Source organism: Kitasatospora sp. NPDC018058 (assembly GCF_044327205.1).
Classification (GTDB): domain Bacteria; phylum Actinomycetota; class Actinomycetes; order Streptomycetales; family Streptomycetaceae; genus Kitasatospora.
The window spans coordinates 1-16,243 of the sequence record NZ_JBIRFA010000024.1; the positions used below are offsets into that span (position 1 = coordinate 1).

The window sequence follows — 16,243 nt, forward strand, 5'->3', positions numbered from 1 at the left end:
AAGCTAAGCCTCACAGCGCCGATGGTACTGCAGGGGGGACCCTGTGGGAGAGTAGGACGCCGCCGAACAATTCTTCAGAAGAACCCCCATCCGGATTCCGGATGGGGGTTCTTCGTATGTGCCGGCCGATCGGGTCAGACGAACGCTTGCGCTGCTTTCGCGACGCAAGCGGACAGAACAGTCTGTCGTTTGCGGGGTCTGTGACCAGGCTGGTGAGCGGTCGGCGGCCCCGAGGCCTGGGCCGCCGACCGGCTTGGCGTCGTGAGGTGGCTCAGGGCGTGAGAACGGGCTTCAGGAAGGGGCTCGGCTCGCCGTGCCAGAAGATGTCGACGCTGTCCCTGGCGCGGGTGACGGCGACGAAGAGCAGCGAGCGGGCTCGCTGCATCTCCCGACGGTACCGGGCGAGGTCGGTACCCTTCAAGCGGTTCACGTTGTCGCGCGGCACCAATCCGTCGCGGACTCCGGCGATGACCATCCGCTGGTACTCCAGGCCCTTGAACCTGAACATCGTGCCGATGTGTACTCCGCCGCCATTCCTGGGGCCGTCGGGGCCGATTTCCACTGCGGGAATTCCGTGCTGCGCCAGGGTGTAGGCGACCTCTCCCGCCATTTGATTGGTGGGGACGCAGACTGCGATCTGTTCGAGGGGGATCCGCTCGTCCGGGCGGGCGCCCCAGGCCGCAATGTGTTCGGCGATGCCCACGCGCTCTGAGTTCCAGTCGGTGTAGGGGTGTAGCCGGGGAACGGCACCGTTGAGGACGGACCGGAAACCGGCCAAGGTCTCCTCACCACCGTCGAGGTCGTCGTAGGACTCCCCTGTGAGGACGTCCAGGGCCGAGCGCAGAATCTGGCGGGTGGTGCGGTAGCTGAGAGTGAGCTTCGACGAGCGGCCTCGGATGTGGACACCCAGGCTTCCGAGGGTCACTTGATTCCGGTAGATGCGCTGGTGGGTGTCACCGACCAGGAAGATGTCGTCCTGACCGCTCGGGACCATCGCTCGGAGCATCTTCCAGTGAGCTGGCCGCAGGTCCTGCGCCTCGTCGACCACGATGTGTCGGTATCGGTACCGCAGCCAGCCCGCGGAACCGTCCTGGAGGTGGATGTTGTCCAGACCGCCGACGTCGTCGCGATGAGCCTCGATCGTCGCGATCCGCTGTTCGCGCTCCACCTCCAGGCGCGCCGCCCGCTCCGTCACCTGGTCCCAGGTCTGCCGTCGAGAGCGGTCCAGCCGCTGGGTGAAGCGCTCGGCGAGCTGCCAGATTTCGGCGCGTTCGGCACGACCGATGTTGCCGCGGCCGGCCCGGCGGGCCCTGAAGTAGTCCGCGCGCGATCCGATTACCTGCCCGAGGATCACCTGCGTCCACTCCTCATGGAGGAACTCGGCGTCCCACGTGGTCTCACCGAGCTCGTCCAGCAGCGCTTGCCACTCCCGAACAGCCTGGTTGTCGTCGATCGTCTGCTTGGAGTTGCCGGGCTCGGCCTCCCGGACGATCCGGAGTGCGAGCTGGTCGACGTGGCTGATGTCCACCCTGGCCAGTAGCCCCTCCCCGCCCAGTTCGACGAGGCGCGAACGCAGGTCGGCGGCGAGGTTCTTGTTGTAGGTGGTGAGGAGGACGGGTTTGGTGTGCCCCGGAGGCAGCCGGTCGACCAGGTGCTTGACACGGTGGAGGGCGACGATCGTCTTGCCCGTCCCAGGGCCGCCGCTCACTCGGGCAGGCCCCGAGTAGGTACGTTCCACCAACTTGGACTGGGTCGGGTGGAGGAAGACCTTCCACCGCCCGAAGTCTCCGCCCTTCAGTACCTCCTCCAGAGCCGCGTCGGAAGTGGTGACCATGGTGGCCGGTCGTTCGGCGGCGGCCTGGAAGTCCTCCGGGTCGACGGGTTCAGGCGCCGCAACCGGCGTCGTGACCTGGTCGAGGATGCTGTCGAAGTCCTTGCCGTCGACGATGGCCAGGAGCACTTCCGCGGTGAGCTGCGGGGCGTATTCGACGAGACCGAGTAGCTGGTCCTCCGTAGTGAGCGTGCGGATGACGGGAAGGAGCGGCGCGGCGACCCCGAGGTCGTTCAACTGCTCGTCGGACCAAGCCGTGAAGAGCCCCTGGGGCGCGGCCGGTTCAACCGCGTCGGGAGCTGTCGTGGGCCGGGCCGGGGCCAGGCCGCGAATGATGCTCTCCTCCACTACCTGGAGGTCGACGTACTCGATACCACCGGTGATGTGGTTGATCCCGTAGGCGAGTCGGTCGAGGTTCTCGTAGACGTCCTTGCGGTGCTTGACCGCGACGATCAGCCAGTCGTCGTCGGCCAGGCGCAGCAGCAGGGCGCGATGGTCGTCGTTGACCCGGGCGGACCAGAGCCTGCTGTCACCCTTGAGCTGCTGGAGCTTGAGGCCGGTCGCGTGTGGGTTCGCCTTGAACTTGTGCTGGAAGTCGTAGAGGGCGCCCTTGACCGAGCGGGGGAGTTTGAGGATCTCCTTGTCCGCCTTGTCCAGCAGGCGAAGGGTGATTCCCGGGGTCTTCATCGCTCTGACTCTCCGTCGGTGCTCGTGTCGTCTCGTCGGTGTTGCGGTGCGCTCCGGGCGCCGCCCCGCGGGCCGAGCCGCTCAGCGAGTGCCCGGGCGTCCCAGCCCACGGCCGGGCGGACCTCCCAGCCGGCGGCCCGGAAGGCCTTGTCACGGTCCTGGGCTTCGTAGTCCAGCTCCCCGCCGACCGCGCGCGGAGCGAGGACGACGCCGATCCTCCGTTCGGGCCAGGCGAGTTCGGCTTGCCAGCCGTTGCTGTCGAGCTCGAAGCCGTCCTTCGGGGCGGGCACGCCGGCCTCGGCGAGGAGATGGGCGAGGTCAGCGAGGCCGGCCTCATCCGAGTCGAGGTACTCGAGGACCCGGGTCCATCCCGCATCGGGACCGGCCGTCGCGGCGGGAACCGTTGCCTCGGGAGCGGGTTCCGGGCCGACGTGAGGTATCACGGGAGCCGGAGCCGCAGGAGCCGGACCTTCAGGGACGTCCTTCGGGCCCTGTGGTAGTTCCACCGGGCTCTGCCGGGTCGACGCCAACCATCCCTCGCCGCCGATCGCCGCCAGGGCCTCGACGGAGAAGCCGTCGAGGAGGGTCGTCGTGAGCTGGACGCTGTCCCCGCCGCCGTGCTCCAGGAACTGCAGCAGGTTGGTCCAGAACAGCCAGGAACGCCAGCGCCGCTTGTGCGACACCTCGTCATGGTGGACGAGCTGGCCGTCGTCGAGGACGGCCAGCGCGCTCCAGACCGGTGGCTTGCGGCGGCTGTCGGCTGCCAGGACCAACCGGAGGCCGGAGCCGTCCCGAGCGGTGATGACCTGCACCGGTCCTCGGGGGCCGGCGGGCGCTCCGCCGCCGAGGGCGGCCAGGACTTGCGGCCCGACCGCGTCGACCGCCAGTGCGGCGGCGCGTGTTCCCGTGACGCCGGTCAGCCCCGCCACGGCTGCCTCCGCGCGCCACTGCCACAGGGCGGCATCGGGCGAGCGCAGGTAGGTGAGCAGAAGGTGGGCCGGGTTGACCCAGACGGCTTCGGAGAGCTCGCCCGGCAGGCTGCCGCGGACGTTGGCGTAGTACTTCCGCGCCTTCTCCTCCCCGTCGCCGTCCGGCCCGTAGGGCCGCCAGACTTGGGCGTTCGGCCCGCCGTGGGCGTGGGCGTGGCCGTTGTCGGTGACGAGGCGGCGCCAGTCCTTGACGTCGAAGTAGGTGAGCTGGAAGACGCGCAGGCCGTCCGCCCGGAGTCGAGCGCGCTTCACGGCGTCGTCCGCCAGCCGGTTGTGCCGCGGACCGGCGTGGTACTCGTAGCCGTCGAGGTAGACCGCGAGGCGCGGACCGGGGGCGTCGAGCCGCTCGAAGAGGACGTCCGGGCGGGTGCCGTCCAAATCCCTTTGCTGGGAGACCCGCCAGCTCAGGGTGGAGCCGTCGTTGCCGGTCAGGCGGAGTTCGAGGGAGTACGTCCCCGCGGAGGTCGTGTAGGCGTCCGCGCTCGCGTGTGACTCGGGCAACCGGGCCCAGTCCCTGAGGGTGTCGACGAACATGATCTCGAGATCGCTCTCGGCCTGCTGCTCCAGGGAGATGTGACGCGTGTTCGCGACCGGCGAGGTCCGCCAGCGTTCCCCGTCCACGCCGAGCAGATCGTCGAGCATCTGACGGACCTCGCTGCGGCTGACCTTGTCGTAGTCCGTGGCGGGGACACGGCGTAGCAGGCAGCGGTGACAGCCGTCCTGGCCCTTCTCCCGGCAGGGGCAGCTTTCGATGACGTCGCGTGCCCGGAGCAGAACCTCCTTGAAGCCCTCCGCCGAGGCCAGCCGGTGCAGGTAGCCGGTACCGCCCGGAAGGCGGTCGTAGACGACCAGGAAGCGCTGGGGCCAGTCGGAGTCGCTGCCGTCGGGCATGGAGGCGGCCGCGATGTCGATGTGGTCCGGGTCGCCGCCGTAGCGTGCGGCTATGCCGACGAACAGCGCCGCGGTGAAGGACGCCAAGCGCTCCTTCGCACGTGCCACGGAGGCGGGCAGCAGGATCCGCACGGCCTCGGTGGTCAACTCGTGGGCGAGCAGCAGGGGTACGTCCTGTGGCTCGGTCCGGCCGGATCCGGAGGGCTGCTGTGTCCTGCGGCGGGGGCACCAGAGCAGGTGATGAGCACCGGCTTTGGAGGGAGCACTGAGCGACTGGGTGAGGGCATCGGCCGGAGCGTCGGCGACGGGACGGCCGTCGGCCGTCGCACCTCCGCAACTCGTGCACACGAAGAACGGGTTGAGACGGACGTCCTCACCCGCGACGGGCACGGTGCTGCTGCCGTCCTGGCGGTCGACGCCCAGGTTGAGCGTTCTCACGACTGCACGGCGGGCGAAGTCCACCCCGAAGGTCGCCTTGTCGTGGCGCCATGAGCCGGGGGCGAGCTGGTCCGGGTCGATGTCGACGGCGGTGATGACGGAGTACCGTCGGCGCTCCCGTTCGTCCTTGTCGTCGCGGACCCGGGCGTCGTCCCGCTTGTCGCGGGCCACTACCTGCCGTGGCTGGAGCACATACTGCACGCACCCGGCGTCCGCGATCGCACGACTGCCGCAGCGCGGGCACGGATCGGTGTCGGTGAGCGCATTCTCGGTGCGGACGAACCCGCAGGACGGGCAGAGCCGCCAGACGGACCAGGCCCGTCGCTCGGGGCTGCCGATGTCCAGGGCCCGCACCACATGCCGGTAGCCGTTGACGTAGAAGCTGCTGCCGGGCGCGAGTTCGGTGAGGGCGAGCCGACGGGAGCGGTCGTAGCTGCGGACCTCGCTGCGGTAGACCCGTGAAGTGCCGCCCGCCGAGTCCCCCGGGCTCGTGGTGGCTCCATCCGGCTCGGACGGGTCCTCCCGCCAGTAGAGGGTGGCTTCGAGCTTGGTGGTCGTGTCGGCGAGGCTGTAGTTCGGCAGGAGCCCGAGCTCGACCAGCGTGCCGTGGGCGCTTGCCCGGTTCAGCGTGCCCAGGAGGTTGGCGGTGCTCCGTAGCTCGGCACGCAGTTCCCGCCGTTCGCGGTCCTGTTCCGGGTCGGTCGTGACGAGGGCGTCGACGGCCTTGTTGATGGCCGAGAGGCGTCGCTTCAGTTCCTCGCGGCGGAGGACCCACGCTTCCTCGGCCTCCTGTAGGCAGCGGGCGATGCCACCGGTGGCGTAGGAACGCAACTCGTCGGCGGCGTGGCCGGATACGCCGGCGTCGTCGTCCGGGCCGGTCCCGCTCGGGAAGAGCGCCAGGAACTCCTCCACCAGGGTCTTTCCGTGGGTGAGCGCCGCGTCGGCCAGGTCCTGGCACCAACCGGCGGTGCCGAACAGCGCCGACACCAGCCTGGGCACGGGCTGCAGTTGTTCGCCGTCGGCCGTGGTCAGCCGGCCGGCGGCGGCCAGGTCGAGCAGGCGTGCCGTGTACTGGCGGCGGAGGATCTCGACGGCCGACAGGTAGCAGCCCGGCGGCACGATGTCGCCGGCGATCATCTCGCGCGGATCGTCGAGGTAGTACAGGTCGCGGGCCCGGCGGCCGCCGAAGGCGACGACGAGGGCGTTGCCGGTCTTCCGGCCGGCGCGACCGGCCCGTTGGACGTAGTTCGCCGGTCCGTCGGGCAGCGAACCGAGCAGGACGGCGGACAGGTCGCCGATGTCGATGCCGAGTTCGAGCGTCGGTGTGCAGGACAGCACGTTCGGGTCGGTGTAGTGCGTGCCGGACCGGAACGCCCGCTCGACCCGCTCCCGTTCGGGGCGGGTGAGCATGCCGGTGTGTTCGGCGGTGACCACGCGGAAGGTGCCGCCGGTCAGGTAGAGACGCCGGTAGTAGTCGTCGGTGTAGTCGCGCTCCTGGACGCCGCCGAAGCCGGACGTGGTGCCACCCGTGCGGGAGTCGCCGTACTGGGGCGGGGTCAGGATTCCCTTACAGCGGTAGCGCGGGCAGGGGTGCCCGTACCAGCGCGTGCGCCGCTCGGGCGGCACGACCTGCTGCCAGCCGCAGTCCTCACAGCTGACGAAGGCCTTGTTGACGATCGGGTCGCCGAGCAGCCGGACTTCGATGTGGCCCGGCTGAAGCCCGTAGACGCGCGTGGTGCGGTCCTGTGCCGTGCGGACGGCCAGGACCTGCTCGTCGGCGAGCGCGGGAAGCAGCCGGCGCAGGTATTCGGTGGCACCCGCGGAGTCCAGTCCGAGGCACCGCCGGGTCCAGTCCTGGTACCAGCCGCCGCGGCCCGACACCGTGTCGAAGTGGGACTTGTCCTTCTGGCCGTCGAGCACGAACCGGGGCGGTGCCATCCCGTCGGGGAAGGCCGGCATGCCGTCGGGGCGGCCGCCCCAGATCTTGAACCGGGCGACGCCCGCGTCCTTCATCCACGGCTCCAGCCAGCGGTGCCGCACCCCACCACGCTGTCGCAGGCGTTCCAGCAGGCCGCGCACATAGGCGACGTAACGCTCGGAGGTCGGCATCGACTCCACGGCGACCAACTGGCCCGGCAGGACGAGGTGCAGATCACGCGCGAGAGCGGCGATGCGTTCGGGATCCTCCAGGACGACCTCGGCGGCGGCCGTCCTGGTGAGCTCCAGGGTGCGCCCGAGCCTTGAGCGCAGGCCGAACTCCATGACGGTGGCGAACGCCAGGCGCTCGCCGATCAGCCTCCAGGTGCGTGCGTCACCGGTGCCGCGTCCGGACAGCAGCCGGTCCACGCCGGCCTCGTCGTGCAGGTCCGGTGGGACGACGGCGACGAGCGTGCCGGGGTCGTCCACCGAGTCCAGGACGTTCCCGATCAGGTCGTTGAGCGGGAGCGGTGCGCCGGAGTCCTCCAGGTTGTGCGCCAGCAGCGACCGGAGGGAGAACTTGTAGGAGGCGTTGGCGATGTACCCGGCCCGGTGCGCCGCATCCTGGGTGGAGTCGTTGAAGACCAGTGTCTTGCGCTCTTCGGGGACGAGGGCGATGTCGCCGCCGGTGAACAGCTGGGTGACGGTCGCCGAGGCGAGCGCTGCCAGGGCCGTTCCGAGGAAGCGGATGCCGTTGTCGGTGTTGCACGCCGGGCAGCGGTCGTCCGTGGCCGCCTTGTCGGCGGTCTTCTTGTCCAGGATCGCCAGCGCGAACCAGGCGTCCAGCAGGTCCCCGTCGTCGGCGGCGACCGGCATGCGGTAGGTGCCCTGCGCCCCGTCCAGCACGACGACGGAGAGCGGGTCGGCCCCACCGCTCGCCGGACGGGAGCCGGTGAGGGCGGCGAGCGCCTCCTGCTTCTCCGCCCGGGTGGCGGAGATGAAGTAGCGGATGCGCCGCTTGTCCCGTCCGAGGCCCGCCCGCCAGATCTTGTCGTGGGCCATTACGAGCCGCTGTGGATCGGCCTCGGGGGAGAGCGCGGCCCACCCGGAGCGACCGCAGGTGCGGCAGTAGACGGCCGGGAGGTGCACCTGGGCCGGGCGAACCGCGGTGTCCGCGCCGGGGAGGGCCGCGGGCCGCAGCGATCCGCTCGACGGCCAGCCGCCGGACGAGGACTCGTCGTCCTCACTGTCCACCGGCAGGGCGGCGGCCGCGCTCCGGCGGGCGGCCGCCCGGTCGTCCTCGTACCAGCGGAACTCCGGTGCGCCGCCGAGGCCACGCAGCACCCTGGTCACCGGCCGGACCCACAGGTGGGCCTCGACGTGCAACAGCGGGCGCGGCCGCCGCTCGTCGGAATCCGGATCCCGTGCGGCGGACAGCAGCGCGACGAAGCGGGAGAGCGCCTGCAGCACGAGCCGGGGGTTCTCCCGCGCGGTACGGCCCCATGCGTAGCCGAAGCGTGCCAAGCGGTCCCGCAGACCCCACTCGTCGAGCGGTTCGCCGTTGAGCAGGGTCAGGACCCCATGGGTGAAGTCGTGGCGCCGGAGCATCCGGCCGATCTGGAAGGCGTCGAGCCCCTCGCGCCCCAGCATGCGGGCCGCGAGGCCGTTCAGGTCCAGCAGCTTGGGATTCGACTCCACGCCCGGACCACCCGAGGCCGTGATGACCTCCTGCGGGGTCGGCGGCTCGGGGAGTTCGTAGTCCACCGCACCGGTGAACTCCTCGGCGGTCATCCGCTCCTCGCCGACGAGCGTGTCCGGGGTGAACGGCATTCCGAACACCTGGGATGCCACATCGAGGATGCCGCCGGCCTGGGCACCGGGGCGACCTTCGCCGAGGGTGGCTGACGTGGCCACCGGGCAGATCGACCCGAGCGGGCTGTCCGGACGGGTGGCTCCGACGGTGGCAGCCAGCCGGCGCAGCAGCATGGCGACGTCGGTGCCCTGCGCCCCGTCGTAGGTGTGGAACTCGTCCAGGACCACGTGGGTGATCTCGGCGCCCTCCCACAGGGGGCGGTCCTCGCCGCGCTGGAGGAGCAGGTCGAGCATCTTGTAATTGGTGATCAGCACGTCGGGCGGCGAGACCCGCATCTCCTCACGGCGCGTCATCACCCGCCGGAAGTCGGTGTCCGGACGGTCACCGATGTAGAGCCCGGCCGTGACCTCCGCCAGCTCCGGCTGCGCCAGGTAGTCCCCGATGCGTCCTGCCTGGTCGGTCGCGAGGGCGTTCATCGGGTACAGCAGGACAGCCTTGACTCCTCGTCGGCCACGCGCCTTCTCCCGGCGGCAGTGGTCGAGTACGGGGACGAGGAACGACTCGGTCTTGCCCGAGCCGGTTCCCGTCGTCACCAGCGTCGGCAGGGCCGGGCTGTGCAGGGTGCTCAGCCGCTCCCACGCCTTGGCCTGGTGCCGGTACGGCGGGAATCCGGGCTGCCACTCCACGTGCCGTTGCCAGCCCTCGTCCGCGACGTGGAACGGCGTCCTGATCCGCAGGTAAGGCCCGCGGAAGATTCCGGACTCCGGGTGACCGAGGAAGCGTTCGAGCGCGCTGCGGGTGTCCTCGTCCGCGAGGGCGTACGTCGTCGTGAGGTACTGCGTCAGACTGCCGCGCAGCTGCGCGGCGGCCAGGGTGGGCCTCACGGCGGACTCCTTCGACGTGCGCTTTCACGGAGCGTGGATCAATGGATCACACCGTATAGTGCGGCACCGACCTATCGGACCCCGTTCCCACCAGGCGGTTGCCCAAGTGTGACCATGGGCCCGAAGGTTGGCCGACGCCCGTGAATGCTTGGTGGTCGGCTCCGGAAGTCCTTCGGGGGTTGACTCCGAAGCCCTTGTCGTGGGTGGCGTCCGGTCAGATGTCGGGAGTGGTGAGGTGGAGCCGGCAGGCGTAGCCGAGGGTCTTCGGGGGTGCTGGTGACATCCCGAAAGTCCCCCGGGCCATAGGATCCCTTGGTGATCACTGATCAGGGGGATGGGCAATGAAGAGCAAGCGGGGGATTCTGGCCGCCGCCATTGCTGTCGGCGTGCTCGCCACAGGCTGCGGATCCGACGGCGGCGACAAGAAGGACGCTCTGCCGAAGGTGGAAAAGCTCGCTGCCGACACCGGAGCGCGGTACAAGGCGATCCGCGTGCCCGCACTGGACGGCATGACCTGCGACAAGGGCAACGGAGGCTTCCACTTCGGCAGCGACCTGGACATGATGGTCGCCGGCGACGACGACCTGCCGCAGAGCCAACAGAAGTCCGGGGAGGACAAGGTCTCCTGCTTCGGCGCGACGCGCATCACCCTCAGCAAGGGCGGGATGCGGGCAACCGCGCCACATCTCACGACCCGAACGAGCTTGTACGAAAAGGTCGCGGACCCCGCCGCCTCGCTGGACAAGGTCTTCTCCCACACCATGGACCTGGAGAAGGGCTACGGCCGGAGCCCGGTCGGCGAGCCCAAGACCTTCACCACCAAGGACTTGGTGGTGAAGTGCCAGCAGAACGTCAGCGACACCTTCCCCATGACGACCTGCTTCTGGGCGAATTACGGAGCGATCGGCGTCGTCGACTTCTTCCCGCCGGACGGCAAGCACGTACCGATCGACGAAGCAGCCGCACAGACGCACAAGTTCGCCGTGGGCGCCCTCTCGACCACTGACACGTCCTGACCCCTCGAAGGACCGCCAGGAGGTGCCCGAGCGTGTCACCCAGTACGCCCGCGAGGAGATGAAGCGCGCCGAACGGTTCGACGGCCATCCTGCTCGATCCGGGCGCTTCTTGTGATCGGCTTGTCTGCCATGCCCCTTGCCGTCGCCCGCCCGGTATCCGTGACCGCTTCCGAACGCAAGCGGTTGAAGAAGGTGGCCTGGGGCGGGGCCACCGAAGCGAGTGCCGGGCGCGGGCATGCGCGCAGATCGTGCTACTTGCTGCTCGTTTCAGAATGACATGAGCCCAGGTCTTGCGGCTCGCGATCTTGGTCGGCGGGGTGTCCTGCATGCGTGCAGGCACTCGATCTATCGGTCGACACCACCTGACGACCGGGCTACAGTCGCGGGCATGACGATCACGTTGAACGATGCCGCCCGCAGGCTTCTTGACGATGTGAATCCTGCGGTGCTGGCCACCTTGAATCCCGACGGCAGCCCGCAGACCTCGGTGGTCTGGGTCGCCCGGGACGGCGACGACCTGCTGCTGTCTTCGGCAGCCGGCCGCCGAAAGGTCACCAACGTGGAGCGTGACGCGCGGGTCAGCCTGACGGTCTACGACCGGGCCGACCCGCTGCGATACCTGGAGGTACGCGGTACTGCGACGGTGGCCGAGGACCTGGGTCGAAAGCTGGCCGTCGTACTGGCCGAGCAGTACGAGGGGCCCGGCGCAGGCGCGGAGTACCTGAAACTGCCGCCGAAGGTGGTTCGGGTGGTCGTCAGGATCACCCCGCAGCGGCTGGTCGGCACCTTCGCAGACTGACTGATCGTTCAGAGCGGGTGGCAACCGCCACGACGTCACCCAGCTCCTGCCGCTGCTGGACGCCGTCCCGCCGATCCACGGCCTGCGCGGACGCCTCCGTCGCAAGCCCCGGCGCCTGTACGCCGACCGAGGCTACGACTTCGACAAGTACCGCCGCCTGCTGTGGAAGCGCGGCATCAAACCGCTGATCGCCCGACGCGGCGTCGCCCACGGTTCCGGACTGGGGAAGGTGCGTTGGGTGGTAGAGCGCGCGTTCGCCTGGCTGCGCCAGTTCAAGCGACTCCGAATCCGCTACGAGCGACGCGTCGACTCCATGAGGGCCTGCTCGAACTCGCCTGCAGCATCATCTGCCTCCGACGACTCCGGACGGCATTCTGAAACGATCAGTCAGCGCCGGCACTCCGCCCAGACGGTCTTGCCCGGGGCCGCCGGGCGCGGGGAGGTACCCCAGTGGTCGGCGAGGGCGGCGACGAGGAGCAGGCCGCGGCCGGACTCGGCGTCGGCCGCCGGGGTGGGGAGGTCGGTCGGGGGCATCCGCTCGGTGCGGGTGTCGGACACCTCGATGCGCAGCACGTCGGGGTGCTCGGCGAGCCGGACGGCGAAGTCCCGTCCGGGGACGCGGCCGTGGCGGACGGCGTTGGCAGCGAGTTCGGCGGTGATCAGCGCCAGGGCGTCGTTGAGCGGGGAGTCGTAGCCGTACCCCCAGTCGTCGAGGCGGTGGGAGACGAGCCGGCGGGCGAGCCGGGCGCCGCGCGGGGTGGAGCTGAACCGCATGGCGAACTCCCGGAGGGGAGCGGTCGCTTCGGTGGAGCTCGGGTTGTGCAGGGATGTCATGGGCAGGAGCGTGCCTGCGATGGAAGGGCTGTGACCAGCGGCGACGCGTGTACGGCCGGGCCCTGTACGGCGGTTGGGCGGTGGTGTACGCGGGGGTCGCGAAGATCCTTCCGAGTAGGGACACAGGCATGGGAACGAAGGTGTACGACCAGCGGGTTCTGACGCTCGTCGAAGTGCGCGGCGGTGAGCGGGACTGGGCGGAGGCGGAGCAGGTCAACACGGGTTCGGTCCCGCGCAGATCAGCTGTCATTGATGCTGGATGCGGCCTCGCGGGTCATACGTATGTTGGGCAGCTTTCCTTGCCAAAGCTCTCGCTCGCCTGTGATCTCGAATCCGTGGCGTTGGTAGAAGCGGACCGCGCTGTCGTTGTAGTCGGTGACCCACAGGCATATGCGTGTGGGTCCGGCCCAGGTGAGGAACTCGGTCATCATGCGGCCACCGAGTCCCTGGCCCTGGACGTGGTCCAGCAAATACATCGGTCCGAGGGTGACTACCTTGTCGCGGCGTCCGCAGAGGACGCCGACGATCTCGGTTCCGGAACGGACAACACGGCAGAACAGCAGATCCGGTTGCTGGTGCGCTGCCTCGATGAACTCCCGCCACTGGGTGATGCCCTCCGCAGTGGCTGACGAGCCGCGATGCTCGCGGATCCAGTCCTCGTCGATCTCCGCCTCCGGGTTGGGGTATGTCTGCAGCCAAGTCCTCAGTAGCAACGGCCCCAACCATGCGGAGTCGTCCGGGCGAGCGGCTTCGATCACGTAGGTCATGGCAACGATCCTCGTCGATCGTCCACCGCCTCAGGCCGTCCAGACAGGCATCAGCTGACTCTGGCGGGCTGCTCCGTTCGCGCCCTGGTGCTGGCGAGCCGGTCGAAGTCGGTGCCGGTCTGGCCACCCTTCGCCCTCGTCGCGGCCGACCCTGGCTGCGAGTCGGGCGGTTCGCGGATTCGCGGGCGGGAGGTGGTCACCGCGTGCTACCGTCCGGCTACAGATCAATAGGTGACCCCGGCGGTGCGCTAACACCCCGGGGTCAGGCACAGGGAGTTGGGACTCCTCATGCACGTGCACTTTATCGCGCCCGAACGCTATGTACGGGCGTCACACGAGATCGTCCGCCACGCGCGTCTGCGGGCCACGGCGAAGACGCTGCTGCTGTGGGCGCTGTCGCTGCCGCCCGGCAGCCGGGACACCATCCTCACCATCGGCAAGCGCATGCCCGAGGGGCGTACGGCCGTTGCCGGTGCGCGGGCACAGCTGATCGAAGAGGGCTTCCTGCACGTCCGGCGCTCCCAGCACCCGACGAAGGGGACGTGGACGACCCGCGTCCTCGTCAGCAGCGTGCCGCTGACGGAGGCGGACGAGATCGAGGCGGCGTGGCGCGGTTCGGTCCGCAACCCGGCACTCGGTGAGGGGGAGGGCCGGGTGGTCGGCACTTCCCCCAAGGGGGAGAAGAACGAGGGGAACACCTCCTCCCGCGAGGCGGCGATGGGGGCGGTAGCGGCGGATGACGTTGGCGCGGAGGCCCGGACCGCTGCGGCCGGGCTGCTCGGGAGGTTGACCGCCCGGGACCGGCGCTTGCGGTTGGGGGCGGCCGAAGTCCTGGACCTCGCACCGCTGGTGGCGGACTGGCTCGCCCGGGATCCGGACGTGGGGCGGCTGCGGGAGGCGCTGCTGGGCGGTCTGCCCTCGCAGGTGCTCGCGCCGGCGGGCTTCGTGCGAGCGCGCCTGGAGCGGCGGATGCCGGTGGCGGTGGTCGCGGTCGGTGACACTGGCGGTGGTGTGGGGGAATGCGCGCGCTGTGCGGATCCGGTGGCGGGTGGTGGCGCCATCTGCCGACGCTGCACGGGAGTTGCACCTCCTGAGGTCGGGCCGGATGTGGCCGCTGTCGAACGCAACCGGCGAGGCGCCGAACGCGCGCGCGGCCTGCTGCGCGGTGCCGTGGTCGCATCTGCGGCGTAGCGGGGGTGAATTCGCTGGATTTCAGACACGCTGGCTGGTTGCGGACCGTATCGTTTCGGTAGCCGATCGTGTGCGGATGTCTGGTGGGTCCTGCGGTGGGCGATGCCGTTGAGGGTGGTGGGTCGGAGGTGGCCGAGGTGGCGGAACAGGATGACGGGGCAGGCCTGCTGCGCGCCTTCGGGCGGCAGCTGAAGCTCCTGCGTGAGCGGGAGGGACTGACCCGCGCTGAGTTGGGTGCGCGGCTGGGGTACGGAGAGGACCAGATCGCCTCGGTGGAGCTCGGCCGGCGGATTCCCCGGCCGGAGCTGATCGATAAGGCGGATCGCGAGCTGAACGCGGGCGGCGTCCTGATCGCGATGAAGGACGAGGTCGCGCGGGCCCGGTACCCCGCGTTCTTCCGGGATGCCGCCAAGCTGGAGGCGGAGGCGGTGGAGATGCAGTCCTACGACATCCATGTGGTGAACGGCCTGCTTCAAACCGAGGAGTACATGCGGGCGTTGCTCGCGATGCGCAGGCCTCTGCTGGAGGAAAGCGTCATCGAGCAGCGGGTGGCTGCCCGCTTGGCTCGGCAGGAGCTGTTCGCATCGCGGATCTCTCCACTGCTGAGCTTCGTCATGGAGGAGTCCGTGCTGCTGCGGCGACTTGGCGGCACGGCGGTGATGCGCGGCCAGTTGGAACAGATCCTCCTGGTCGGGCACCGGCGCAACGTCGAGGCGCAGGTGATGCCCCTCGATCGTGAGGACAACGCGGGCATCGACGGTGGCTTCACGCTGTTCACTCGCAAGGGTGGTGAGCAGATCGGTTACATGGAGACGCAGGGACATAGCACACTGGTCACTGATCGCGAGGAGGTCCGCGCCCTCGGGTCGCGCCACGGGATCATCCGAGCACAGGCGCTGACTCCCCGTGAGTCGCTGGCCTACATTGAGAAGTTGCTGGGAGAGCTATGAATGCCGACGAGAGCACCACAACATCGCAGGCCCTGGCCTGGTTCAAGAGCAGTCACAGTGGCGCGGAAGGCGGTCAGTGCGTGGAGGTGGCTGTGGCGAATGCGGCCGTCCACGTGCGTGACTCGAAGGACCCGGCAGGGCCGGTCCTCCGTATCGAGCCGGCCGACTGGGCGGCGTTCGTCCGGTTCGCTTCTGAGAGTCACGTCTGACCGGGGGCATGCGACGTGCCGTCCCGGGCGTGCACCCGGGACGGCTTCCTCTCAAGAGTCCGCGTCGCTACCGAGCTTGTCGCCCACGTAACCGAGCCGGATCACCCGCTGTTCTGGGACGAGTCGGAAGTGCAACCGCCCCTTCCCCGGGGTGAAGCGGCCGTGCCACGAGAAGCAGCGGTCCTGGCCGTCGAGGTCGGTGAAGGTGCACAAGTGCTGACGGCTCTGGGATTCCGGAGTGATGTGCGGGTGCTGCCAGTTGGGCTCGGGTGAGGTTGCAGGGTCCCAGCCGGCGGCCGTTGCTTCCAGGTCGATCAGCAGCTTGCGAACCGGCCGGAGCCACTTCACGTCGAGGCGGCGCAGGCAGCGCTCGAAGCGGGGGATCTTCTGGAGGTGCGGGAAGAACTCGTCCCAGGCGTCGAGGATCGCGGTGGGGGTGGTGAGCGAGGCAGTGGCCGTGTCCTGCGCCCAGGTCTTGTGTTCGTCGGCCTCGTCCGGGCTGGAGCAGTGCCGCGCGCGGTCACGGCTGCTCTCGATACCGTCCTCGGTGAGGTGCTGGATGTCGACGTCAAGCCACGAGGCCGACCACTTCGTCGACACCGGAAGACTGACGGCAAGTCCGTCGGTGAGGTGCGCGAAGGCGATGCCCTCGACCGCGCGTCCGTCGTGTTGGTACTCGACTCCGTCTGGGTCGAGTGCCAACTGGACGGCCTCCCTGAACGGCGAGCGGTTGCGCAGAGCCTGAAGGTACTGATGCCGGACGCGGTTCCGCGGGTTCGCGTTCACCCACTGCTGGTAGAGGTACCCGCGCGCCAACTCGGCCGTCGGCAGCGGGCTCTTGGTGATCAGCGCGATGCTCTGCCAGCTCTTGAGGTGGCGCAGCGTGTCGACGAAGCCGGCCATCGCGGTGTCCACCTCCCTGGGACTGGACTCGGACTCGCAGGACAGCTCGTTGAGAAACAGTGTCAGTGACACTCCCACCCCTGGGATTTCTGTTGAGGATCAATTTCAGGAACGTAGCGCGGGA

The 16,243-nt window shown here is 69.4% G+C and carries 10 protein-coding genes and 1 pseudogene; 6 read left to right on the plus strand and 5 right to left on the minus strand.

Annotation, left to right across the window (positions count from 1 at the left end):
• Nucleotides 1-271: 271 nt before the first annotated feature.
• Together ACH4E7_RS29175 and ACH4E7_RS29180 are read right to left on the minus strand one after the other, a co-directional pair.
• Nucleotides 272-2,518, minus strand: coding sequence for a UvrD-helicase domain-containing protein (locus tag ACH4E7_RS29175; protein WP_396252048.1), 2,247 nt, complete (start codon nucleotides 2,516-2,518; stop codon nucleotides 272-274).
• A complete protein-coding gene (locus tag ACH4E7_RS29180; RefSeq protein ID WP_396252049.1) occupies nucleotides 2,515-9,450 on the minus strand; it encodes a DEAD/DEAH box helicase in 6,936 nt (2,311 codons plus the stop codon). Before ACH4E7_RS29180 ends, ACH4E7_RS29175 begins: the two co-directional genes overlap by 4 nt.
• Nucleotides 9,451-9,791: 341 nt before the next feature.
• Here ACH4E7_RS29180 and ACH4E7_RS29185 point away from each other — a divergent pair, with 341 nt between their 5' ends.
• The 3 genes and pseudogenes from ACH4E7_RS29185 to ACH4E7_RS29195 all read left to right on the plus strand — a co-directional run.
• A complete protein-coding gene (locus ACH4E7_RS29185; RefSeq protein WP_396252050.1) occupies nucleotides 9,792-10,466 on the plus strand; it encodes a hypothetical protein in 675 nt (224 codons plus the stop codon).
• A gap of 388 nt (nucleotides 10,467-10,854) precedes the next feature.
• Nucleotides 10,855-11,265, plus strand: a complete 411-nt coding sequence (locus ACH4E7_RS29190) for a PPOX class F420-dependent oxidoreductase (RefSeq protein WP_396252051.1) — start codon at nucleotides 10,855-10,857, stop codon at nucleotides 11,263-11,265.
• 16 nt (nucleotides 11,266-11,281) lie between these two features.
• A pseudogene (locus ACH4E7_RS29195) lies at nucleotides 11,282-11,643 on the plus strand (transposase); the annotation flags it as partial.
• 9 nt (nucleotides 11,644-11,652) lie between these two features.
• On the opposite strand, the gene ACH4E7_RS29200 reads toward ACH4E7_RS29195, so the two are convergent.
• Together ACH4E7_RS29200 and ACH4E7_RS29205 are read right to left on the minus strand one after the other, a co-directional pair.
• A complete protein-coding gene (locus ACH4E7_RS29200) occupies nucleotides 11,653-12,099 on the minus strand; it encodes an ATP-binding protein (RefSeq protein ID WP_396252052.1) in 447 nt (148 codons plus the stop codon).
• A gap of 239 nt (nucleotides 12,100-12,338) precedes the next feature.
• Nucleotides 12,339-12,866 (minus strand): GNAT family N-acetyltransferase, encoded by a 528-nt coding sequence (locus ACH4E7_RS29205; RefSeq protein ID WP_396252053.1) that lies wholly within the window; start codon nucleotides 12,864-12,866, stop codon nucleotides 12,339-12,341.
• Between the two features lie 288 nt (nucleotides 12,867-13,154).
• Here ACH4E7_RS29205 and ACH4E7_RS29210 point away from each other — a divergent pair, with 288 nt between their 5' ends.
• The 3 genes from ACH4E7_RS29210 (at nucleotide 13,155) to ACH4E7_RS29220 (ending at nucleotide 15,216) form a co-directional block, all read left to right on the plus strand.
• Complete coding sequence (locus ACH4E7_RS29210; protein ID WP_396252054.1) at nucleotides 13,155-14,057, plus strand: hypothetical protein; 903 nt, start codon at nucleotides 13,155-13,157, stop codon at nucleotides 14,055-14,057.
• A 137-nt stretch (nucleotides 14,058-14,194) separates the two neighbouring features.
• Nucleotides 14,195-15,007 carry a Scr1 family TA system antitoxin-like transcriptional regulator gene (locus tag ACH4E7_RS29215; RefSeq protein ID WP_396252175.1) on the plus strand — a complete coding sequence of 271 codons (813 nt, stop codon included), beginning with the start codon at nucleotides 14,195-14,197 and terminating at the stop codon, nucleotides 15,005-15,007.
• Nucleotides 15,004-15,216: a DUF397 domain-containing protein gene (locus ACH4E7_RS29220; protein WP_396252055.1), complete on the plus strand. Its 213-nt coding sequence runs from the start codon at nucleotides 15,004-15,006 to the stop codon at nucleotides 15,214-15,216. The genes ACH4E7_RS29215 and ACH4E7_RS29220 overlap by 4 nt, the downstream gene beginning before the upstream one ends.
• A gap of 51 nt (nucleotides 15,217-15,267) precedes the next feature.
• Here ACH4E7_RS29220 and ACH4E7_RS29225 read toward each other — a convergent pair whose 3' ends face one another.
• Nucleotides 15,268-16,191: a hypothetical protein gene (locus ACH4E7_RS29225; RefSeq protein WP_396252056.1), complete on the minus strand. Its 924-nt coding sequence runs from the start codon at nucleotides 16,189-16,191 to the stop codon at nucleotides 15,268-15,270.
• Between the last annotated feature and the right edge of the window lie 52 nt (nucleotides 16,192-16,243).